Source organism: Amycolatopsis sp. Poz14, from assembly GCF_006704225.1.
Classification (GTDB): Bacteria; Actinomycetota; Actinomycetes; order Mycobacteriales; family Pseudonocardiaceae; genus Amycolatopsis; species Amycolatopsis nivea.
In genome coordinates, this window is the sequence record NZ_JACLHD010000001.1 from 9,261,844 (window position 1) to 9,282,442 (window position 20,599).

The following is a 20,599-nucleotide window of genomic DNA, read 5'->3' on the forward strand; positions in this document are numbered from 1 at the left end:
GACGCGCGCGGCTGCCTACCATCGAGGTCATGCAGACCGAAACCCTCGGCGTGTTCCTCAAAACCCGCCGCGACCGCGTGCCGCCGGAGGCCGCTGGGCTGCGGACGTACGGCACGCTCCGCCGGGTGCCCGGACTGCGCCGGGAGGAACTCGCCCAGCTGGCGGGCGTCAGCGTCGGCTACTACACGCGATTGGAGCAGGACCAGTCCGGCACCGCGTCGCCGCAGGTGCTCGACGCGCTGGCACGGGTGCTCGGCCTCGACGACGCCGAATCGAGCCACCTGCACAACCTCGCGCAACGCCCCGGCGTCTCCCGCCTGGTGCGCCCCGCGCCGGAAACGCTGGACCCGCGGGTCGCGACCCTGCTGCACGCGCTGAGCGACAGCGTCCCGGCAATCATCCTCGGCCGCCGCGGCGACGTACTGGGCTGGAACCGCACCGGCCACCTGCTGCTGGCCGAACACGTCGACTACACCGCGCCGGACTCCCCCGAAACCCGGCCGTCGATCCCGCGGATGTTCTTCCTCGACCCGCTGCACCGCGACCTCTACCGCAACTGGTCCGACCTCGCCCGCATCCACATCGGCTACCTGCGCCTGACCTCCGGCCGGCACCCGACCGACGCCCGGCTCGCGGAGCTGATCGGCGAGCTCGCGATGGGCAGCCCGGAATTCGCCGAACTGTGGGCGACCGGCGACGTCGCGGACTGCACGAGCGGACCGATGAACCTGCGCCACCCGACGCTGGGCCACGTGGACGTCGACTACCAGGTCTGGCTCCAACCCGACAGCCCCGACCACCGGCTCGAGGCCTACACCCCGCGGGACACCGCCTCCCGAGACGCACTGCGGCTGCTCGCTTCGCGCTAACGGTCACCGAAACCGCCCTGCCCGAAGCACCGCATATGGCATCATCCGCCGGTGACCGGCGAGCGGACCGACCCCCATCTCCTCGAGGAAGAAGACCTCGAAGACTTCGACTCCTGGACCGCCCAAGCCGCACTGGCCTCCCTCATCGACGAGACACTCAGCTCACCTGAAGTCACCCGCCTGCTCGCCCGCGAATCGCTGCGCACCGAGGTCGTCCGCGAGGAACTGTTCGGCAACGAGACGCTGCTCGCCAAGATCCGCACGTTGCAGGACCAGGTCATGGCCGAAGGCGACCGCGGGTTCCGGCCGCGAAACCGGGCGGTGTCTCCGGGCGAGGTGGTCTGGCTGGTCGTCGCGGTGCTGCTCGGGCTCGCCTACCTCAGCTTGATGAGCGCAGCGTGGAGTCAGCTTCCGCTGTTCTTCCGGGTTTTCGCCGGAGTCATGATGCCGTGCGTCCTGTTCGCCACCGGCGTGCTCGCGGTCCGCAAAGTCACCGCGTTGCGCGAGTGGATGAGTCCGGACGCCATGCAGTTCCACGAGGAGCAACTCGGTCTCGGGCCGCGGCGTTCGTTCGCCGCGCGCGAGATCGTGCTGCCCGAGGTCCGCGACGTCATTTCCGCGCACCGGCGGCTGCATTTCGGCACGACGCTGGTCTTCGACCAGCAGCACGACCTCGGCGAGGAGGACAGCAGCCGGATCGTGCCGACCGCCGCGGCGAAACGGATCCGGCGCGTCCTCGAACGCGCGGGTTCCGGCGCGGTCGCGCTCGGCGGGCAACGCGGGTCCGGCAAAACCACCGCGATCCGTTCCATGCAGCGAGGACTGCTGCACGGCAGCGAAAACCCCGCGCCACTGGTCGTGGTCGCCTCCGCCCCGGCCACCTACGACGCCCGCGATTTCGTGCTGCACCTGCACAAACTGCTGTGCCAGGCTGTCCTCGCCCGGATCCGTCAGACGCTGGGTCCGGAACTCCGCTGGCGCTGGTGGGCCCGCCGGTTCTGGCGCGGATCGGCCGACCTCGTCCTCTCGGCCGCGCTCGGCTGGGCGATCGGCGGCCTGCTGTGGAACGGGAAATTCACCCGGTTCCCCGCCGACCTGTGGCAGACCGTCAGCACAGTGCGGTTCCCGAATCTGCTCGGTCCACTGTGGACTAACCAGCCAGTGAGCAACCGGATCGCGCTGGCCGTGGTCGCGGTCCTCGCGCTCCGCTGGGTGTGGAAACTTCTCGCGACCGCGATCGGCGCGGTAATCCTCTTCCTGCGCCGGAAATCGTCCGCCGGGCCGCGCGCCCTCGAAGCCGAAGCACGGCGGCAGTTGCTCCGGATCCAGTACCTCCTGACCTACACCACCGGCTGGTCCGGCAAGCTCGCCGTCCCGGCCGGCGGCGAGCTGGGCCGCACCCGCACCACGCAACGGGCCGAACAGCAGCTGACGCATCCGGAGGTCGTCGACGAGTTCCGCGCGTTCGCCCAGCTGACCGCCGAGTCCTTGCGCGAGGAGGGAATCACCGACCGGGTCGTGGTCGCCATCGACGAACTCGACAAGATCGGCGAGCAGGACAAAGCCCAGCAACTGGTGAACGACATCAAGGGCATCTTCGGCGTGCCCGGCTGCCTGTACTTCGTGGCGGTGTCCGACGACGCGGTGCTCAGCTTCGAGCAACGCGGACTGGCCGTGCGCGACGCGTTCGACAGCGCGTTTTCCGAGGTGGTGCGCCTGGAATCGTTCACGCTGGACGAAAGCAGGCTGTGGATCGCGCAACGGCTGCCCGGCGTCCCGGAGCAGTTCTGCTACCTCGGCCACTGCCTCTCCGGCGGCCTTCCCCGCGACCTGCGCCGCACCACGATCGACATGGTGGACGTGACGATCGAGCACTACGAACCGTCGCTGTCGACGGTCACCGGCATCCTGGTCCGCGCCGACCTGACCGCCAAAGCGAGCGGTTTCACCGGACAAGCTCGCGGGCTCACGCAAACGCCGGAGCTGACCGAACTGTGGCCGAAACTCCTCCGCATCCCCGACACCCGCGAAGCGGTGGAACTCGCCGAACTAGCCGCCGAATTGCACGAAGGCGCGACCCCGGACCTCGCCGACGCGGTCAACCGATTGCGGTTGCACAGCAGCGCGTTCGTCCTCTTCTGCGCCACCGTCCTGGACGTGTTCACCGACGCGCTCACCCAGTCCCGCCTCACGCCGAGCCTGCACGAACTGGCCGTCGCCCGACGCCGTCTCGCGCTGGACCCGCACCTCGCATGGGCCGCGCTGAACGACTTCCGCAAAGCACACGACCTTCCGCTGCCCGGGCGCGAATAACGGACGGTCAGCGGAAGAGACGGAAGAACCCCCGCACCTGCTCGACCAGCGATTCCGGCTGCTCCAGCGCGGCGAAGTGACCGCCACGCGGCAGTTCCTCGAACCAGCGCAGGTCGGTGAACCGCAGTTCGGCCTCGCGCCGCGACGGACGCGTTATGTCGCGCGGATAGACCGACAGTCCGGACGGCGCGGTGACCTTGTCCCGGAAGTGGGCGAAGCTCTCCCAGTACAGCCGCGCCGACGACGTGGCCGACGCGGTGAACCAGTAAACCGAGATTTCGTCGAGGATCTTCTGCCGCGACAACGCGTCCTCGGGGTGGCCGTCGTTGTCCGTCCAGGCCCAGAACTTCTCGGCGATCCAGGCGGCTTGACCCGCCGGGGAGTCGGTGAGGCCGTAGCCGAGGGTCTGCGGCCGGGTCGCCTGGAGCGCCGAGTACCCGCGGCCAGTGCGCTGGAATTCCTTCTCTGCCTCAAGATTCGCCAGCTCCGCGGGTGTCGGGTCATCGAACGTGCCCGCCGCCACGGACCCCAGGTTCAGGTGGACGCCTGCAACCCGCTCAGGTGCCACCTCGCCCAGCGCGCCGGACACTGCTGAACCCCAGTCGCCGCCCTGCGCGCCGTACCGTTCGTAGCCCAGCGAGACCATCAACGTGTCCCAGGCGCGCGCGATTCGGGTGACGCCCCAACCGGTCCTCGACGGCTTGTCACTCCAGCCGTACCCGGGCAACGACGGCGCGACCACGTGGAACGCGTCCGCCGGATCCCCGCCGTGTGCGCGCGGATCAGTCAGCGGGCCGAGGACATCCAGGAACTCCAGCACCGAACCCGGCCATCCGTGGGTGAGCACGAGCGGGAACGCGTCCGGCTCCGGCGAGCGGACGTGCAGGAAGTGGATGCCCAGCCCGTCGATCGTCTCGCGGTACTGCGGGAAAGCGTTCAGCCGCTCGGCGAACCCGAAGTCGTAGTCCTCCGCCCAACTGCGGCACAGTTCCTGCGCATAAGCCAGCGGCAACCCCTGCGACCAGTCGTCCACCGGCTCGGGCTCGGGCCATCGCGTCCGGCGCAATCGTTGACGCAGATCCGCGATCTCGGCTTCACTGACGCTGACCTTGAATGGCTCGGCGGCCACGGCGGGCTCCTTTCCGGTACAGGCTGAGAACGACTCCGGCCAGCGGGAGGGCCGCGAGCAGCGCGAGGGCCGCCGGCATCGGCACGAGGCCGGACAGACCCGCGACCACGGCCGGACCGATTCCGCCGCCCAAAGCGGTCATGAAGTTGAACAGGCCCTGTGCGGTGTCGCGATCATCCGCGGCGACCAGTTCCGGCGCGAGGCCGACAAGTACCGCCTGGGAACCGGCGAACCCGCACACGGTCAGCGCCGCGCCGATGACCACCGCGACCGGCCCGTCGAAGACCGCGACCACGAGGACCCCGACGACAGTGAGTCCCGCGAGTCCGGTCGCCACCTGCCAACTGGTGAACCGGTCGTGCACGGCACCGACCAGTCGCCCGGCCAGCACCGAGCAGGCGGCGGCCGGGACCAAGATCGCGCCTGCTTCAAGGGCACCGCCGCCGGTGGCCTGTTCGATCAGGGACGGGGCGACGAACAGCACCCCGTAGTAACCGGCGAAGACCGTCCCGCCGATGAGACCGGCTGGCAGGAAGCCGTGTGCTGCGATCACCCGGCGAGGCACGAACCCGTCGGGCATGCGCCGCACGCGCCGCCACAGTCCCGCTGCGGCGAGCACACCGGCGACAGCCACGATGACAGTGACCGGAGCGGGCAGGCCGACCGAACGCGCTTGCAGCAACGCGATCAAGGAGCCAGCGAGCACCGAGAGCACGGCCGCGCCGACAACGTCGAGCCGCCCGTCCGGCTTACCGCCGTCGGTCCGCGTGAACGTGTACCTGCGCGCCACCACAACCAGCAGCAAGGGCAGCGCGAGGGCCGGGAGCGCGAGCACGGCACGCCACCCCAGCCATGCAGTGACTGCCCCGCCCAGCAGGGTTCCGCACGCCGACGCCGTCGCGCTGGCTGCCGCGATGATTCCCAGCGCGCGAATCCGTTCCCGCTCAGGAAGAGCAGTGGCCGCGGCGAAGACGGCGATCACGGTCGCACCCGCCCCCGCGCCGCCGATCAGCCGACCGGCGATCACCACCGGCAGCGTCGGACCCACCCCGGCGAGCACCGAACCCGCGGCGAGCACCACGACTCCGGCGACGAGCACCCGCAGCGGACTCCACCGGGCCATCAACCGGCCCGCGACCGGCATCGCGAGCGCGGAGGTCAGCGACCACGCGGCGAGAATCCAGGCCGTGGCCCCGAACGGCACCGCGAGCGCGCGGCCGATGGCAGGCAGCGCCACCGACGGCGCGCCCAGCGCCACGTACATCGGCAGCACCAGCATCCCCAGCGTCAGCCCCAGCCGCCGCCCGTCCGCGCTCGTAGCTTCCGCCGCAGGTATCCTGTGACACGCGAACGCACCCATGGGTGTCACAGTACGAAGACACGAGGAGACACGTCAAATGCTGGATGCGTATCACGTGCAGACGGCCGTCGACCTCGCCAACACTTTGCGGCCGGTCAAGGGAGAGGACGCGCTCGAGACCGTGGAGCAGCTCCGCGACTTCCTCGCCGACCATCCGGTGGCCGCGCCTTCACGCCGTCTCACCCGCGCTGACCTGGCAGAAGTCCGCGAGTTGCGCGAAACCGTGCGCGCCGTGCTGGAACGAGCGAGCACCGACGCGGTCGGAGCCGCGGCCCTGATCAATGCCGGGCTACGGGACAGCCGAGCCACCCCGGAACTGCGGCACGAGGACGACCGCTGGTGGACCGAGGTGACTTCCGACACCGACCGCTGCTCAGCACATCTGGCGGCGACCACGCTCAGCGCGCTGGCCTCCGTGATCGCCACCCACGGTCCGTCGCGCCTCGGCGTCTGCTCAGGACTGAACTGCCGAGCTACTTTCGTGGACCTGTCGCGCAACGGCTCGAAGCAGTACTGCACCCGGAATTGCGCGCACCGGGCCAGCGTCGCGGCCTACCGGAGTCGACAAAACGCGGACTGACCCGCGGGGTTCTCACTACCCCAGTTCAGGCACCCGCTCCCCCGCCGGCGGCGGCCCGGGCGGCGTCCCGTCGCCGAACGGACGCCCGCCCAGCTCCTCCCGCCCGTGCGGCGTCAGCCATCCCGACAGGTCCGGCCCCAGCGGCACGATCCCGGTCGGGTTCACGTTCCGGTGCACCACGTAGTAATGCTCCTTGATCTGCCCGAAATCGATCGTGTCCCCGAAACCGGGCGTCTGGAACAGATCCCGCGCGTACGCCCACAGCACCGGCATCTCCGCGAGCTTCTGCCGGTTGCACTTGAAATGCCCGTGGTACACCGCGTCGAAGCGGACCAGCGTCGTGAACAGCCGCACGTCCGCCTCAGTGATCGTGTCGCCCACCAGGTACCGCTGGCCGGCCAGCCGCTCGGACAGCCAGTCCAGCCGGGAGAACAACGCGCGGTACGCCTCTTCGTAAGCCTCCTGCGAAGTGGCGAAACCCGCCTTGTACACGCCGTTGTTCACGTCCCGGAAGACCTTCTCCGCGACGTCCTCGATCTCGTCGCGCAGCCGTTCCGGATACAGCTCGGGCGCGCCGTCGCGGTGGTAGGCGCCCCATTCCAGCGACAGATCAATGGTGATCTGCTTGAAGTCGTTGGTCACCACCTGTCCACTTGGGACATCCACAATGGACGGAACAGTGATCCCGCGCGGATAGTCCGGGTACCGCGCGAAAAACGCCTCCTGCAGCCGCTCGATGCCGAGCACCGGGTCTCGGCCGCCGGGGTCGAGGTCGAAGGTCCAGCTGCGCTCGTCGTGCGTCGGGCCGCACAGGCCCATCGACAGCGCCTCTTCGAGGCCGAGCAGCCTGCGCACGATCGACGCGCGGTTCGCCCACGGGCACGCGCGCGCGATCACCAGGCGGTAGCGGCCCGGCTCCACCGGCCAGCCGTCGCGGCCGTCGGCGGTGATGCGGTCGGAGATGTAGTTCGTGTCGCGCTTGAACTCACCCTGGTCGGGCATCGGAACCCTTTCGTCGCGGAGTCAGGTCTGATCGTCCGGGCAGGCGGGACAGTCCGGCGGCTCCAGCGCGGCGGCCAGCCGGGCGAGGATCGGGCCCGCGGCGCGGACCTCCTCGGGCGAGAGGTGGTCGAACAGGTACGAGCGCACGCGCTCGAGATGCCCGGGGTACGCGGCGGCGAGCTTCGCCCGCCCCAGTTCGGTGAGCGTCGCGTGCGCGGCCCGGCGGTCCTGCGGGCATTTCACCTTCTGGACCAGGCCGCGGCGCACCATGGCCTCGACGACCCGGCTGATCCGGCTCAGCGACAGCGCCGTGGACTCCGCCAGATCGGTGAGCCGCAGCCTGCCTTCGGGCGCTTCCGAGAGCGACACGAGCACGGTGTAATCCGTCAGCGAGACGCCGGTGTCGTGCGCGAACTGGTCCTCGAGAGCCCTCGGCAGCACTGTGACGACTCGCATCAACGGACGCCACACAGCCTCTTCTTCGCTGGTCAGCGGGGTTCTGTTCACCACAGACGAGGAGTATATCCGACACTTGCTCGCGCAATCAGTTATTGTGGGCTACAGTGCTAGTTGAACACTCAACCAAGGACCGAAGGAACGGAACTCATGACCAGCGCGACCACCTACTCCCACCTGACCGGCACCTACACGATCGACGGCTCGCACAGCCGGATCGGCTTCGTCGCCCGCCACGCCATGGTCACCAAGGTCCGCGGCTCCTTCAACGAGTTCGAGGGCTCGTTCACCCTGGACGGCGAGAACCCGGCCAACTCGAGCGCGAACGTCACCATCCAGACGAAGAGCGTCGACACCCGCAACGCCGACCGCGACGGTCACCTGCGCAACAACGACTTCCTGTCCTGCGACCAGTTCCCGACCATCACCTTCACCTCCACCGGGATCGCGCAGACCGGCGAGGACACCTTCGACGTGACCGGCGACCTGACCGTCAAGGACGTCACCAAGCAGGTCACCATCCCGTTCGAGTTCGGCGGCTCGGCGAAGGACCCGTTCGGCAACGACCGCGTCGGCTTCGAGGGCTCGACCTCGATCAACCGCAGCGACTACGGCGTCACCTTCAACGCCGCGCTCGAGACCGGCGGCGTGCTGGTCTCGGACAAGATCACCCTCGAGTTCGAGATCTCCGCGATCAAGAACGCCTGAACCACCCCAGCTGTCCGTGAAGGGCTCCTTGCCGGAATCCGATTCCCGCAAGGAGCCCTTCACGTACTTCGGCTAAGCGGCGCGCAACCCGGCGATACCGACTTCGAGCGCGGCTTCGAGGTGCTGCGGTTCCCCCGTGGTCAGCAGCATCAGCACCCCGCCTTGCACCCCGGCCAGCAGCGCCGACGCGGCCCGCTTCGGATCCAGCCCTGGCCGGGTCTCCCCCGCCGCCCGCAGGTTCTCGATCCCCGCGGTCAGCTCGCACAGCCAGCGCTCCATCAGCTGCGTCACCACCGCCTGCGCGCCCGGCGTGTTGCGGCCGATCTGCGACATCACCACGTTCAGCGGGCAATGCCTGCCCTGCTCGGTGTAGTGCCCGAGCACCACCTGCTGCCAGGTCCGGAAGTCGTCCCAGGTGCGCAGGGCGCCGAGCGACGGCTGCTGCACCTCCAGCACCCGGTCCGCCTCCCAGCGCGCGACGGCCAGCAGCAGTTCTTCCTTGCCGTCCGGGAAGTAGTGGAACAGCTGGCTTTTGCTGGTCCTGGTCTGCGCGCGGACGTCGTCGAGCGTCGTCGCGAGCACGCCGCGCTCGCGGATCACCTCGGCCGCGCCCTCCACGATCCGCTGTCGCGTGGCCTCGCCCTTGCGCGTGAGCGTCATCGCCTGCCTCCTGATTGGACCTGCGAGTCCACTCTACCCGCGAGTGCTCAGAACGCGGCGCCTCCGTCCGACCAGGACGTCTGGCCGAAGTCCTCGTCGTCCACCGGCGCGCGGCGCGGTCGCGGACGCTCGGGCTCCGGAGCTTCCGCGACTTCCTCTTCTTCTACGACAGCTTCGGGCGCGGCCTCGGGAGTGCCCTTCGGCCAGACGCACGGCGACGTCGCGCCGAGGTAAAGCTTCCCGAGTTCGTTTGCCTGCAACGACATGTCGAAGCCGTCCCGCTCGTTGCGGGCGAAGACGTACTGGTCGGTCGGCCGCCGGTCGGTCAGCACCGTGAAGCCGTGCCCCTGCCACCAATCCACGACGGCGTCGAACTGCGCGGTGAAGGTGTCCGGTTCGAGGCCGGTCACCTCGTAGGTGGCGGAGATTTCGTACCGCCCCGCCGGACCGTTGTCGGTCGGGTCGGTGCATTCGGACCGGTTGCGGGAGAACAGTTCCCGCGCGGCCGGCGCGGGCAGCACCGCGAACACGGCGCGCACATAGCCCTCGACCCGGTCGCGGGCTTCGGTTTCGGTGATCGTGGTGGTCATGGCTTCACCTCCTGGGGAGCAGGCTACGAGAGGAAGGGCGGCGAGGCAGGCCAGCGCGGTGCGGCGCGCCGTCACGCGGGCAGTCCGGCGATGATCCGGCCGAAGCTGCGCAGCGACGGGTTGTTGTCCTCCCAGTATTGGCTGTGCGCGGCCCCGGACAGGCCGCCCTCGTACCACGGGCCCTTGTCGCCCGGCGCGGACTCGAAGACCTGGCCGCCGAATCCGTCGCCGGTCGGGCTCGGACCGAGCGGGTCATGGCCGCCGACGCCGATGTTGGTGATCTTGATGAGGTCGTGTTCCGCGACCGTCGAGTGCACGTGCTGGGCGACTTGATCCTGCGGGACGCCGTCGAGGTGCAGTTGGTTCGCGTGCTCGACGCCGACACCGGGGCTGCCGGCGAAGATCAGGTCGTCGGCATTGAGGCCGCCGTCGCGAGCCGCGTGGCCTATCACCGTCGTGCCATAGCTGTGGCCCAGCACGGTGTTGTGCGACGGCGCGCCTTCGTGCGATGCCCGCAGTCCGTCCTCGAATTTCGACAACGCCTCTTTGCCGCCGTCGGCGTATTTCTCGCTGGCGGCGTTCACGAGCTCGTCCGGCGCGTCGTAGCCGACCCAGGTGATCACCGAGGTCGACGGCGAGCCCGCCATCGTCGCCGACTGCCACATCTTGTCCGACCGGCCGAGGTCGCCGCCGATCTTGGCCAGTTCGCTGCCGGTGCCGGGCACGTAGGTCGCGACATTCGCCGCGGTGTCCGGGTTTCCGGCCGCGACCACCGCGGTGCCGTCGCCGCTGACGTCGAGCGAGATCAGGAAGGCGGGCGGTTTGCCGTCACCGGTCGCCGCGAGCCGGTCGCGGATCGCGGTGAGGCCGCGAAGTTGCGCGTCGTCGCCCTTGCGCTTGTCGATTTCCTGTTGCAGCACAACACGATTCGCCGCGTCGCGATCGACCACCGGGATGCCGTCGAGGTTGCGGATCAGGTCCGGGTTGTCGCGCAGGATCGAGGACTGCGCGGAGTCGGACAGACTGTCCCACCACGCCCGGTTCTCCGCCGGGGTGCCGTTCGGTTTCGGCTGGCTGCTGGGCGCCATCGCCAGCGCGACGACGCCCGTCCCGCCGCTTTCGCCCTTCGCCGCGCGATCGAGCACGACGGTGAGGTCCGCGTCGACCGCGGTGGCGTCGCGGAGAATCTGGCCGACGCGATCGGCGACCTCGGCTTGCCGCTCGGGTTCTCCGCTGACTCCGCCGCCGTCGTCGATCCGCATTCCGTTGCGCGAGGCGAAATCGTCGACGTCGCGCACCGCCGAGCTGATCCGCTCGACCGCCAGCTGCGCGTCGTGCACCCCGCGCCGGACCGCCGACACGTCGGTGGTCAGCTGCCGCAATTCCGCCGTGAGCGCAGTGCCTTTGGCGGTCGCCGCGTCTGCCGCGTCGCCTTGCCAGGCACCGAACTTCGTCATGGCGTCGGCGTCGTCGTTCGCCGCGGTGAGCCGCGCGGCCCGGGCGCCGAGCGCGTCGACCGCCGCGGCGAGGTCAGCCGGGTTCCAGCGCCGGACGTCTCCCCAGGTGATCATCGGCCCGCCGCCGCGATCTCGCCGGCCGCGTTCTGGTCGCTGTCGCGGTAGCCGGCCGCGGCCTGGTCGAGGTTCTCCGCATACGCCTCGGTGTCGGCGGTCCACTTCGGAACGACGCGGCCCCAGGTATCGGACAGCCGATCCGCCGCCGCCACGCTCGTGCCGCCGGACAGCCCGACCCCGGCGAGCGCGCCCGCGAGGTCGACCGTCCGCACGGTCGCCGCCGCCTGGTGCGCCCGTCCGGCCGCGGTCACGACCTCCCTCGGAGCGACCTCGAAACCCGTTCCCATGCGCATCTCCCCCACCGCGGCGACCGGACGCCCGGTACGACGGACGTCCCCGGCAGCCGGTTCCCCACAGTTCGACGTTCGCGGAAACTCTTGGCAAGATCTCCCTGCCACCGCGTTGACCTGCGAAAACGCCCGCTTACCGTGTCCACATATGTGAACGCTAGTCACGTGACTGAATAGTTATCAGCCCGCGTCTTGCCCGCCGGTGACCAGCGTGTGACTGTGTACGGCGAAGTTCGAACGGGAGCGAGCCGGGCAGGCGAACAGCGTGGAAAGGCGCTGCGCGACGGCGGATCCGGCCGTTCCGCAGTGCTGGACCAGTCCGGCAGTCCTTGTCCCCTCGACCCCCATTCGTCCGGCCAGGACGGCGCTGACCTCGCGGGCAGCGGACCAGGACCGGCCGGCCATCCCGGAAAGAGACGGCTCGGCAATGACACAGACAGCCGCGGCGCGGCGGCCCATCGGCAGAACGACGCTGTACTTCTTCGGTGCCCTCGGCGGCATCCTGTTCGGTTACGACCTCGGCGTCATTTCCGGGGTGTTGCCGTTCATCGGGAAACTCTGGGGCCTGTCCGGCTGGGACAAAGGCGTCATCACCGCGAGCATTTCGATCGGTGCGATCGTCGGCGCGAGTTTCTCCTCCCGGCTCAACGAAAGGCTCGGCCGCCGCCGCACGATCATGGTGGCCGCGGTCGTCGTCATCATCGGCACGCTCGCGGCCACGTTTTCGCCGACGTTCGCGTTGCTGATCATTTCCCGGCTGGTGATCGGCGTCGGCATCGGGCTTTCGTCCTCGACGGTCCCGACGTACCTGTCGGAACTCGCCCCGGCCCGGCTGCGCGGGGCGATGGGCGCGCTCAACCAGATCTTCATCGTGCTCGGCATCCTGATCGCGTTCCTGGTCAGCTACGGGCTCGGCAGCTCGGGCAACTGGCGGCTGATGTTCGCCGGCGCGATCGTGCCCGCGGTGATCCTGCTGGCGGGCCTGGTGTTCCTGCCCGAAACGCCGCGCTGGCTCGTCGCGAACGGCCAGGAGGAGCAGGCCCGGGCGGTCCTGCTCAGCTCGCACGGCGGCGGCGTGAACGTCGACGAGGAGATCGGCACGATCCGCGAGGTGATCCGGCTCGACTCGGAATCGGCGAAGACCCGGCTCCGCGACCTGCTGACGCCGACCGTCCGGCCGATGCTCGTGGTGGCCCTGCTGCTCGCGATCGGCCAGCAGTTCAGCGGCGTGAACGCGGTGAACGCGTACTTCCCGACGATGCTGATCGGTCTCGGTTTCGCGACCCAGGCGGCCCTGCTGTCCGGCGTGCTGCTCGGCGTGACCAAGTTCCTGTTCACCGCGTGGGTCGTGTTCGTGGTCGACCGGTGGGGCCGCAAGCCGCTGCTGCTGATCGGCAACGTGCTGATGGTGATCACCCTGGTCGGGGCGGGGTTCATCGTGCTGGAAGTCCACGACACCGCGACCAAGGGCATCCTGATGCTCGTCGCGATGGTGCTCTACCTGGTCGGCTACGAACTCGGCTGGGGCGCGGTCGTGTGGGTCATGATGGCCGAGGTGTTCCCGCTGAAGGTGCGCGCCGCGGGCATGGGCGTGAGCAGCGTCGTGCTGTGGGCCGCGACCGGCATCATCAGCGCCGTGTTCCCGATCATCTCCGACCCGGGCGCACTCGGCCTCGGCGGCTCGATGTTCCTGTTCGCGGGCATCAACGTGGTCCTGTTCTTCCTCACGAAGTGGCTCGTCCCGGAAACCAAGGGGCGGTCGCTGGAGGAAATCGAACTCGACCTGCGCGGGCGGACGCACGCGAAGGCACGCGCCTGATTTTTCCTCTCGGGGTGCAGCCGGGCGGCAGGGGATTTCCCTTGCCGCCCGGCTGTTTTTCACCGCCCGAGCATCCGGTACTGCCGGGTGGCGAGCGGCAGGAAGACCGCCGTCAGCACCGCGGGCCACGCCATCGCGAGCAGCACGGAATGCTCCGCCGCCCAGCCATTCGCCGCCCACGCCGGATTGCCCGCCAGCTCGCGCACCGCGGAAGCCGTTGCGGTGAGCGGATTCCAGGTCGCGACCGCGCTCAGCCAGGCAGGCATGGTGTCCGGGGAAACGAAAACGCCGGACAGGAATCCGACCGGCCACACCAGCACCTGCACCGAAACCGCCGACTCCGGGGTCTTCAGCAGCAGTCCGAGGTAGATCCCGATCCAGACGAAGGCGAACCGCAGCCACAACAACAGCCCGACCGCGCCCAGCACGGACGCCTGGTGCGGCCGCCAGCCCAGCGCCAGCCCCGCTCCCATCATCACGACGAGCCCGGCGACCGCGCTGATCAAGTCGGCGAGACAGCGTCCGGTCAGCACGGCGAGCCCGCTGACCGGCATCGCGCGGATCCGCTCGGTGACGCCCTTCGCGGCGTCGGAAGTCACCGCGAGCACGGTGGATTCCAGCCCGAACAGCATGGTCATCGCGAGCATGCCGGGGATGAGGAAGTCGATGTACGCGCCGTCCCGGATGTCCATCGCGCCGCCGAAAAGCTGGCCGAACATCACTACGATCAGGACCGGGAACAGCAGCGTGACCGCGATCGAGACCGGCCGTTGCTTCCAGTGCACCAGGATCCGCCGGGTCAGGACGGCGGTGTGCGTCGGCCAGGACACGCGCGCGGATGCGGGGACAGTCATCGCGCCTCCTCTGTTGCATTGCCGGTCAGGAGCAGGAAAACCTCGTCGAGCGTCGGCTTCCGGACGACCGTCTCGACCCGGTCCGGCCCGACCTTCGCCTTCAGCTCGTCCGGCGTGCCCGCGGCGACGACCCGGCCGGCGTCGAGGACCGCGATCCGGTCGGCGAGCTGATCGGCCTCCTCCAGGTACTGCGTGGTCAGCAGCACCGTGGTGCCGGTGCCCGCCAGCGCGCGGACGTCCGCCCAGACGTCGATGCGGGCAGCCGGGTCGAGCCCGGTCGTCGGCTCGTCGAGGAACAGCACCGCCGGGTTCAGCAGGAGCCCGGCAGCCAGGTCCAGCTTGCGCCGCATGCCGCCGGAGTAGCCGGAGACGGACCGGCCCGCGGCTTCGGCGAGACCGAACCGGTCCAGCAGCTCCGTCGCTCGCATCCGGGCCGCCCGCGAGGGCAGTCCGCCGAGCCTGCCGAACAGTTCGAGGTTCTGCCTGCCGGTCAGGATCTCGTCGACCGAGGCGTTCTGCCCGACCAGCCCGATCCGCCGCCGCACCTCGTCCGGCTCGGCGACCGCGTCGAAACCGGCCACCCGCACCTCCCCCGCGTCCGGCCGCAGCAACGTGGTCAGAATCCGGACCGCGGTCGTCTTGCCCGCACCGTTGGGACCGAGCAGTCCGCACACCGTTCCCGGCTCAACCCGCAGGTCAAACCCGTCCAGCGCGGCCCGTTCGCCGTACCGCTTCTGCACCCCGCGCGCCAGCAGGCCATCTACTCCGTACGCCATACGAAGAAAGCTAGCACAACACTCCGTATTGCCTACGGAGTTAAGTTCCTATGCTGGTCACGTGACGACTGACGGCAACCCCGGCGACCCCGCCGCGACGATCGCGCTGCTGTGGGGCACCCGCCAGCTGCCGAAGCGCGGCCCGAAGCACGGACTGACTCCGGCCCGGATCGTCGACGCCGCGGTCGAGGTCGCGGACACCGAACAGGACCTGACGACGCTGTCGATGCGCCGGGTCGCCGAATCGCTGGGCGTCGGGACGATGTCGCTCTACACCTACGTTTCGTCGCGCGCGGAGTTGGTCGAAGCGATGGTCGACGCGGTGTACGGCGAGGCGGTAGCCGAGCTGTCCGAAATAGACGCCGACGACTGGCGCGACGGCCTCCGCCGCGTCGCCGCTGTCAACTGGGCGATGCACCTGCGGCATCCGTGGCTGCTGCAAGTCTTCACCGGCCGTCCGACGCTCGGCCCCAACGCGATCGCGAAGTACGACCTGGAACTGGCGGTCGTCGACGGCATCGGCCTGTCGGACCTCGAAATGGACTCGACGATCACCCTGGTGACCACCCATGTGGAAGGCCTGGCGCGCCGCAAGGTCGAAGCCGCCCGCGTGGTGCGGCAAACCGGGATGACCGACCAGCAATGGTGGGCCGCGACCGCCCCCGCACTGGCGGAGGTCTACGAACCGCGCCGCTTCCCGGTCGCGGACCGCGTCGGCGCCGCCGCCGGGCAAACGCACCAGGCTCCGTACAGCCTCGACCACGAGTACGCGTTCGGCTTGGACCGCCTGATCGAAGGCATTGCCGCACTGGTCAACCGACCCGCTGAGTAGCGTCCTTCCGCCCCAACACCGCCCCCGCGCTCGCGAGCCCCACACAGGCGAGTGCCACCCACTGCACCGCGCGCAAGTGCTCACCGAGAACCAGCACCCCAGCCAGCCCCGCACTCGCCGGCTCAAGACTGGCCAGCACCCCGACCGTACGGGCAGGCAGCCGTCGCAAAGCAGCCAGCTCCAACGAATACGGCACCACCGCCGATAACGCGGCCACCACGACGCCGACCAGCAACACCCGAGGCGTCACCAGCCGGGCACCTTGGTCGATCACCCCCAACGGCACCGAAAGCACAGCAGCCCACGCCAACGCAGCGCAAGCGGACCCCCTCCCGCACTGCCTGCGCCGGCGCGTTTGCTGAGCAGGAAGTAGGCAGCCATGCACGCGCCAGAAGCCAACGCGAGAGCCACGCCGGCGAGCGGAAAACTGACCTCGCGCGGAGCGTAGAACAACCACACCCCGACTCCGGCCACGACCGCACAGGCCACGTCGCGGAGACGTCGCGAAGTGAACAATGCCAAGGAAATCGGCCCCAACAACTGCAACGCACTCGCCAACCCCAACGGCAAGATGGTCAGCGCCGGATAGATCAAATTCATCCCCGCGATAGCCGTGCCGAAGCCGAGGATCACCCTCCTTTCCGCCCAACTGCGCGGCACCGCAGGCCGGTACAGGACCAGCAGAGCCGCCGCAGCCAGCCCAAGCCGCAACGCCACCACACCGGACGCACCGACGTCCTCGGACAGCTGCTTCCCGAACGCCTGCCCGAACTGGACGCTCAGCACGCTCCCCACCATCAGCGCAGGCGCATTCCTCATCCCTCCAGGCTTGACCTTGGAAGCGTGCACGTCCAACGAACTTTTCCGCACGAAACCGTTTAGCCTGGACTACATGATTGACCACCGGTTGCACGTCCTGCGAACCCTCGCCGAGTACGAAACCGTGACCGCGACCGCCGCCGCACTGCACCTGACCCCGTCTGCCGTCTCGCAGCAATTGCGTTTGCTGGCCCGGGATCTGGAGGTGGAACTCCTGGTGCCGCAAGGCCGTCGAGTGCAACTGACGCCCGCCGCACACATCGTGCTCCGACACGCCGACGCCCTACGCCTGCAATGGGAAGCAGCCCGCGCGGAACTCGCCGCGGAGGCCACTGAACTCCGCGGCACACTGCGCCTGTGCGGCGTCTCCTCCGCGCTGGCGACCCTCGCCGCCCCCGCCGTCGCCAGCCTGCGCCGGACGCATCCGTTGATAGAAACGCAAATCACCGAAGAGGAAAGCGCCGACTGCTACCGCCTCCTCCTCGCCGACGAAGCCGACATCGCCTTAGTCCTGCCCGGCCCGGAAGCACCGCCGGTCACCGATTCCCGCTTCGAACAGACCCCGTTGACGACCGACCGCCAAGACCTGCTCGTCGCCGCCACCCACCCCCTGGCCCGCCGCAAGGGAATCGAACTCGCCGAGGCGGCTGATCAGCCGTGGATCGTCAAGAAACACAACAACGACACTTATCCCTTGGTGACCGCAGCCTGCGCCGCCGCTGGTTTCACGCCTCGGATCGTGCATGAGGTCAAGGAGTGGTACGCCGTTTCCGCCCTCGTCGCGGAAAACCTCGGCGTGTGCCTGATGCCGAGGATCGTGCCGCTGCCCGAGCACGCGGTTAAGCGGATTCCGTTGCTGGGCACGTCTATTCCTACCCGCCAATTGCTGACCGCGGTACGACGTGGCAGCAGTGAGCATCCTCTGGTCAGCGCAGGCCTTGCCGCGCTGCGCGCCATTGCCTCGGACGGGGAGGCTCTCCCAGTACCAGTATCCCGGCTCTGAACTGCTACGCTTCGCTCCGAAGCTACGCAGGGGAGGCCGTACAACGTGGTTGAAGTCTGCCGTCTCGACGGCCTCAACTACTGGCAGAAATCGCGAACCGTTTCATGGAAACACTCGGCCGGATTCGAGTTCTGAACAGCTGGATGAACGACAAGGCGCTTCCCGCGTCTCGGTGGCCGCAAGCCGTCCACTCGGCTGGAGCGTGATTGTGCGACCGAACCACCCGCCGACCGCACCGACGCCACGGCCTCCGGCGCGGCAAAAAATGAAGACGAGCCACCGGGTCGCGCTGTGGTCCGGGATATGCGTAGCCGTCGTGGCGACCGCACTAGCAGTTTTCTGGGCGGCAGGCCTCGGCTCATTCCTCTGGGGCGCCGACCACAAAACCTCAGACGCTACGCCGGACAAGTACCGCGACACCGATTTCGCCGCCTGCACCGACTTCACGGCCCGGAGCCAGGAAATTCCGCGGGACGCTTCCGAAGTGGCCCGCACTTGGTATCCCGAAATCAGCAAGGACGGCACCCTTCTCTGCAGCTTCACCCCCAGGGATCAACAACGACCACTTGTGGAACTGCAAGCAAGCTGGTTCGCGACAACTGCCGCACAGCCCGGCAGCGAACGCGCCAGCACCAATTTCACCGGTGCCTCCGCCGTGAGCAACGACGACAGCCCTGTCGGCCTGCCCTTCGGCGAGAAGGCTCACTGGCTCCCCGAGAAAAGCCAAGCCGAGTGCGGACTGATCCTCCTGGACCGCAACGCCGTTTTTCAGATCCATTACACAGCGGCCGCCCCGGGCGGAAATCCCGAGTCCTGCCGCGGGCCGCTCCGCAAGATGGCCCAGGCGCTGTACACCGCCGCGCAACCGCGGTGACGATCCCCTAACCGGTCGCCGACTCCCGGCCCGGTGATGAGCCAATCTCCCGCACCGCAGAACCACGCTCAACCCAGCAAGCGGCACCTCCGCCGGAATTGGCAGGTCAGCGGGGAAAGCTCGCGTTCGATCAGTCCATCGCCATCTCGTGGCTCAGCCCTGCGGTAGGCATCCTTCGATGTTGCCTCGGCACCCGATTGACCCGGCGCATCAAGGAATCTGAGCCTCAATCTGGGCCAAGTGACCGTCGACGATTTCTTCAAACGCCGCGCGACGATCCGCCCCGAGGGGACGGACTTCGCGGGCGAAGAACGCCAAAGCGGGGAAGCGTTCGGGATCAGCGCCGAGCACTGCGACGCGGAACTGCTCCAGACCCTGTTCGTACTCCTCGGCGGTGATGCTGCTGACGCCAGCCTCGGCGGCGATCAGGGCGGCGATGAGGACCACGAGGCGGTGGTACAGCACCGGGATCTGCTCGTCGGGAACCCCGGCCGCGCGCAGGGCCTGCAGCAATTCCTCCATGACCAACCGGGATCCGGTGCCGCCGGACGCGTAGCGGCCCCACACGGTGGCGAGTTGAGGCTGCTCTCCGAAAGCCTCGCGCAGGCACAGCGCCAGTGCGGTGATGCGCTGCTTCCAAGTGCCTTCCGGACGGTAGCCGTCCATGGCGGCCAGCAGGATCCGGTCCGCGACGGCGCGCAGCAGTTCGGTCTTGTTGCGGAAGTGCCGGTAAAGGCTGGAGGGATCGGTCCCGAGCGCGGCGGCGAGTTTTCGCACGCTGAACGACTCGGCGTCGCTCGTGCGCAGCAGGTCTTCCGCGGTGTCCAGGATCTCGTCGGTCGACCATCGCCTGCGACCGGTCATCTCGGCCCCTCTCGTCCGGCCCAGCATAACCTATGCACTTGGCAATGCACACACTGTGTGCATAATGAGGACAAGTCACTGGGGACACCACGACGCACCCGGCTTTCCGCCGGGAGGAAAGAAGGAACCATGGGAGAACCCGCTGCCCCGACGAGACCGCCGGAGCCGGACTTCTCGGTGATCACGCCCGAGGAACTGCACGTCTACCGCGAAGCGGAAAACCGCTTCCGGGCTTCCAGCGCGGCATACCCGATCATCGGAGAGCCGAGCCCCGATGCCGAGATCGAGTGGCGCGAGATCGCGCTGCCCGGCCGCGACCTGCCGGTCCGGGTCTACCGGCCGAGGCTGGAAGCCACGCTGCCGTTGGTGGTCCATGTCCACGGAGGCGGCTTCGTGGGCACGGCGGCGCAGTGCGACTGGACCAACAGCCGTCTCGCCGCGCGGCTTCCCGCCGTCGTCGTCTCGGTAGAACACCGCCTGCTCGCACCCGACACCCCGCTCGCGAACGCCGCGGACGACGGCTGGAACGTGCTCTGGCACCTGGTCCAGCACCCCGCGGAGTGGGGCATCGACCCCGCGCGCGTGGCGGTCTTCGGCGAGAGCTGCGGTGCCCTTATCAGCGCACTGGCTGCCGTCCGCGCCAGGGAAGCCGGTCTCGAACTTAAGGCGCAGGTGCTGGTCAACCCGGTCGCCGACGTGACCGGCACGATGTTCGACTACCCCTCCGTCGCCGAGTACGCGTACCGCCCGAGCCCAGCCCTGTCGCTGTTGAAGCTCTTCCAGCGACTCGCCATCCCGCCCGGCACCGACGCCGCTGCCGTCTCCCCGTTGCACACCAACGATCTGAGCGGGCTGGCTCCAGCACTCGTGGTGGTGCCCACCCAGGACGCGGTCGCCGACCACGGCCGCCGTTACGCCGAGCGGCTGCGCGAGGCCGGAAGCTCTGTGCAGCTTTCCGAATACCCGGGCGCGAAACACGCGTTCCTCACCTTGCCCGGGGTGGAACCGCAGGCCGAAGCCGCACAGGCGGAAATCCTCGCGTTCCTCGGCGCGGCTTTGGCGAAGTGATGGAGGGACAGGTGCACAACAACGCCCGGCTCGGTCTGGACTGCATGAGCGTTGCCTGGCCCCAAAAACCGGTGTCCGGCGCACTGCCACGACCTGGTGCCCGCCGGTTCGCCCGACGATCTGCGGCTTGCCTGCGAAGCGTCATTGCACCGACAGCAC

At 68.9% G+C, this 20,599-nt stretch carries 22 protein-coding genes; 9 read left to right on the forward strand and 13 right to left on the reverse strand.

Annotated elements, in window-relative coordinates:
* The first annotated feature begins 29 nt into the window (after positions 1 to 29).
* Together FKO37_RS42980 and FKO37_RS42985 are read left to right on the forward strand one after the other, a co-directional pair.
* Positions 30 to 869, forward strand: a complete 840-nt coding sequence (locus tag FKO37_RS42980) for a helix-turn-helix transcriptional regulator (protein WP_134732763.1) — start codon at positions 30 to 32, stop codon at positions 867 to 869.
* A gap of 51 nt (positions 870 to 920) precedes the next feature.
* Positions 921 to 3,182, forward strand: coding sequence for a hypothetical protein (locus FKO37_RS42985; RefSeq protein ID WP_238608101.1), 2,262 nt, complete (start codon positions 921 to 923; stop codon positions 3,180 to 3,182).
* Between the two features lie 7 nt (positions 3,183 to 3,189).
* Here the strand turns inward: FKO37_RS42985 and FKO37_RS42990 are convergent, their stop codons facing one another.
* Both FKO37_RS42990 and FKO37_RS42995 read right to left on the reverse strand, forming a co-directional pair.
* Positions 3,190 to 4,311, reverse strand: a complete 1,122-nt coding sequence (locus FKO37_RS42990) for an epoxide hydrolase family protein (protein ID WP_037818385.1) — start codon at positions 4,309 to 4,311, stop codon at positions 3,190 to 3,192.
* Complete coding sequence (locus FKO37_RS42995) at positions 4,277 to 5,671, reverse strand: MFS transporter (RefSeq protein WP_238608102.1); 1,395 nt, start codon at positions 5,669 to 5,671, stop codon at positions 4,277 to 4,279. The genes FKO37_RS42990 and FKO37_RS42995 overlap by 35 nt, the downstream gene beginning before the upstream one ends.
* A 37-nt stretch (positions 5,672 to 5,708) precedes the next feature.
* On the opposite strand from FKO37_RS42995, the gene FKO37_RS43000 reads away from it, so the two are divergent.
* The gene (locus tag FKO37_RS43000) at positions 5,709 to 6,251 is read left to right on the forward strand and encodes an ABATE domain-containing protein (protein ID WP_238608103.1); all 543 of its coding nucleotides are present in this window, start codon (positions 5,709 to 5,711) and stop codon (positions 6,249 to 6,251) included.
* Positions 6,252 to 6,266: 15 nt separating this feature from the next.
* On the opposite strand, the gene FKO37_RS43005 is transcribed toward FKO37_RS43000, so the two are convergent.
* Together FKO37_RS43005 and FKO37_RS43010 are read right to left on the reverse strand one after the other, a co-directional pair.
* A complete protein-coding gene (locus FKO37_RS43005; protein ID WP_238608104.1) occupies positions 6,267 to 7,253 on the reverse strand; it encodes a glutathione S-transferase family protein in 987 nt (328 codons plus the stop codon).
* A 21-nt stretch (positions 7,254 to 7,274) separates the two neighbouring features.
* Positions 7,275 to 7,763 (reverse strand): MarR family winged helix-turn-helix transcriptional regulator, encoded by a 489-nt coding sequence (locus FKO37_RS43010; RefSeq protein ID WP_037818381.1) that lies wholly within the window; start codon positions 7,761 to 7,763, stop codon positions 7,275 to 7,277.
* A 96-nt stretch (positions 7,764 to 7,859) separates the two neighbouring features.
* Between FKO37_RS43010 and FKO37_RS43015 the strand changes: the two genes are divergently transcribed.
* On the forward strand, positions 7,860 to 8,417 hold the full coding sequence (locus FKO37_RS43015; RefSeq protein WP_037818380.1) for a YceI family protein: 558 nt from the start codon (positions 7,860 to 7,862) through the stop codon (positions 8,415 to 8,417).
* Between the two features lie 72 nt (positions 8,418 to 8,489).
* On the opposite strand, the gene FKO37_RS43020 is transcribed toward FKO37_RS43015, so the two are convergent.
* The 4 genes from FKO37_RS43020 to FKO37_RS43035 form a co-directional block, all read right to left on the reverse strand.
* Positions 8,490 to 9,077 (reverse strand): TetR/AcrR family transcriptional regulator, encoded by a 588-nt coding sequence (locus FKO37_RS43020; RefSeq protein ID WP_043839496.1) that lies wholly within the window; start codon positions 9,075 to 9,077, stop codon positions 8,490 to 8,492.
* A 47-nt stretch (positions 9,078 to 9,124) separates the two neighbouring features.
* Entirely contained in the window at positions 9,125 to 9,667 is a 543-nt protein-coding gene (locus FKO37_RS43025; RefSeq protein ID WP_037818378.1) for a hypothetical protein, read from the reverse strand.
* A 71-nt stretch (positions 9,668 to 9,738) separates the two neighbouring features.
* A complete protein-coding gene (locus FKO37_RS43030; RefSeq protein ID WP_238608105.1) occupies positions 9,739 to 11,238 on the reverse strand; it encodes an alpha/beta hydrolase in 1,500 nt (499 codons plus the stop codon).
* Positions 11,235 to 11,528, reverse strand: a complete 294-nt coding sequence (locus FKO37_RS43035) for a hypothetical protein (RefSeq protein WP_238608106.1) — start codon at positions 11,526 to 11,528, stop codon at positions 11,235 to 11,237. The genes FKO37_RS43030 and FKO37_RS43035 overlap by 4 nt, the downstream gene beginning before the upstream one ends.
* Positions 11,529 to 11,958: 430 nt before the next feature.
* On the opposite strand from FKO37_RS43035, the gene FKO37_RS43040 reads away from it, so the two are divergent.
* Positions 11,959 to 13,350, forward strand: a complete 1,392-nt coding sequence (locus tag FKO37_RS43040) for a sugar porter family MFS transporter (RefSeq protein WP_238608107.1) — start codon at positions 11,959 to 11,961, stop codon at positions 13,348 to 13,350.
* Positions 13,351 to 13,409: 59 nt separating this feature from the next.
* On the opposite strand, the gene FKO37_RS43045 is transcribed toward FKO37_RS43040, so the two are convergent.
* Both FKO37_RS43045 and FKO37_RS43050 read right to left on the reverse strand, forming a co-directional pair.
* Positions 13,410 to 14,204, reverse strand: coding sequence for an ABC transporter permease (locus FKO37_RS43045; protein WP_238608108.1), 795 nt, complete (start codon positions 14,202 to 14,204; stop codon positions 13,410 to 13,412).
* A complete protein-coding gene (locus tag FKO37_RS43050) occupies positions 14,201 to 14,980 on the reverse strand; it encodes an ATP-binding cassette domain-containing protein (RefSeq protein WP_238608109.1) in 780 nt (259 codons plus the stop codon). The genes FKO37_RS43045 and FKO37_RS43050 overlap by 4 nt, the downstream gene beginning before the upstream one ends.
* A gap of 61 nt (positions 14,981 to 15,041) precedes the next feature.
* Here FKO37_RS43050 and FKO37_RS43055 point away from each other — a divergent pair, with 61 nt between their 5' ends.
* On the forward strand, positions 15,042 to 15,812 hold the full coding sequence (locus tag FKO37_RS43055; RefSeq protein ID WP_238608110.1) for a TetR/AcrR family transcriptional regulator: 771 nt from the start codon (positions 15,042 to 15,044) through the stop codon (positions 15,810 to 15,812).
* Here the strand turns inward: FKO37_RS43055 and FKO37_RS43060 are convergent.
* Complete coding sequence (locus FKO37_RS43060) at positions 15,793 to 16,062, reverse strand: EamA family transporter (protein WP_238608111.1); 270 nt, start codon at positions 16,060 to 16,062, stop codon at positions 15,793 to 15,795. The genes FKO37_RS43055 and FKO37_RS43060 overlap by 20 nt on opposite strands.
* A gap of 20 nt (positions 16,063 to 16,082) precedes the next feature.
* Positions 16,083 to 16,598: a DMT family transporter gene (locus FKO37_RS43065; RefSeq protein WP_238608112.1), complete on the reverse strand. Its 516-nt coding sequence runs from the start codon at positions 16,596 to 16,598 to the stop codon at positions 16,083 to 16,085.
* 106 nt (positions 16,599 to 16,704) lie between these two features.
* On the opposite strand from FKO37_RS43065, the gene FKO37_RS43070 reads away from it, so the two are divergent.
* Together FKO37_RS43070 and FKO37_RS43075 are read left to right on the forward strand one after the other, a co-directional pair.
* Complete coding sequence (locus FKO37_RS43070) at positions 16,705 to 17,634, forward strand: LysR family transcriptional regulator (protein WP_238608113.1); 930 nt, start codon at positions 16,705 to 16,707, stop codon at positions 17,632 to 17,634.
* Between the two features lie 316 nt (positions 17,635 to 17,950).
* Positions 17,951 to 18,508 carry a hypothetical protein gene (locus tag FKO37_RS43075; RefSeq protein ID WP_238608114.1) on the forward strand — a complete coding sequence of 186 codons (558 nt, stop codon included), beginning with the start codon at positions 17,951 to 17,953 and terminating at the stop codon, positions 18,506 to 18,508.
* Between the two features lie 210 nt (positions 18,509 to 18,718).
* Here FKO37_RS43075 and FKO37_RS43080 read toward each other — a convergent pair whose 3' ends face one another.
* Positions 18,719 to 19,372 (reverse strand): TetR/AcrR family transcriptional regulator, encoded by a 654-nt coding sequence (locus tag FKO37_RS43080; RefSeq protein WP_238608115.1) that lies wholly within the window; start codon positions 19,370 to 19,372, stop codon positions 18,719 to 18,721.
* Between the two features lie 129 nt (positions 19,373 to 19,501).
* On the opposite strand from FKO37_RS43080, the gene FKO37_RS43085 reads away from it, so the two are divergent.
* Complete coding sequence (locus FKO37_RS43085) at positions 19,502 to 20,440, forward strand: alpha/beta hydrolase (RefSeq protein WP_238608116.1); 939 nt, start codon at positions 19,502 to 19,504, stop codon at positions 20,438 to 20,440.
* Positions 20,441 to 20,599: the final 159 nt, after the last annotated feature.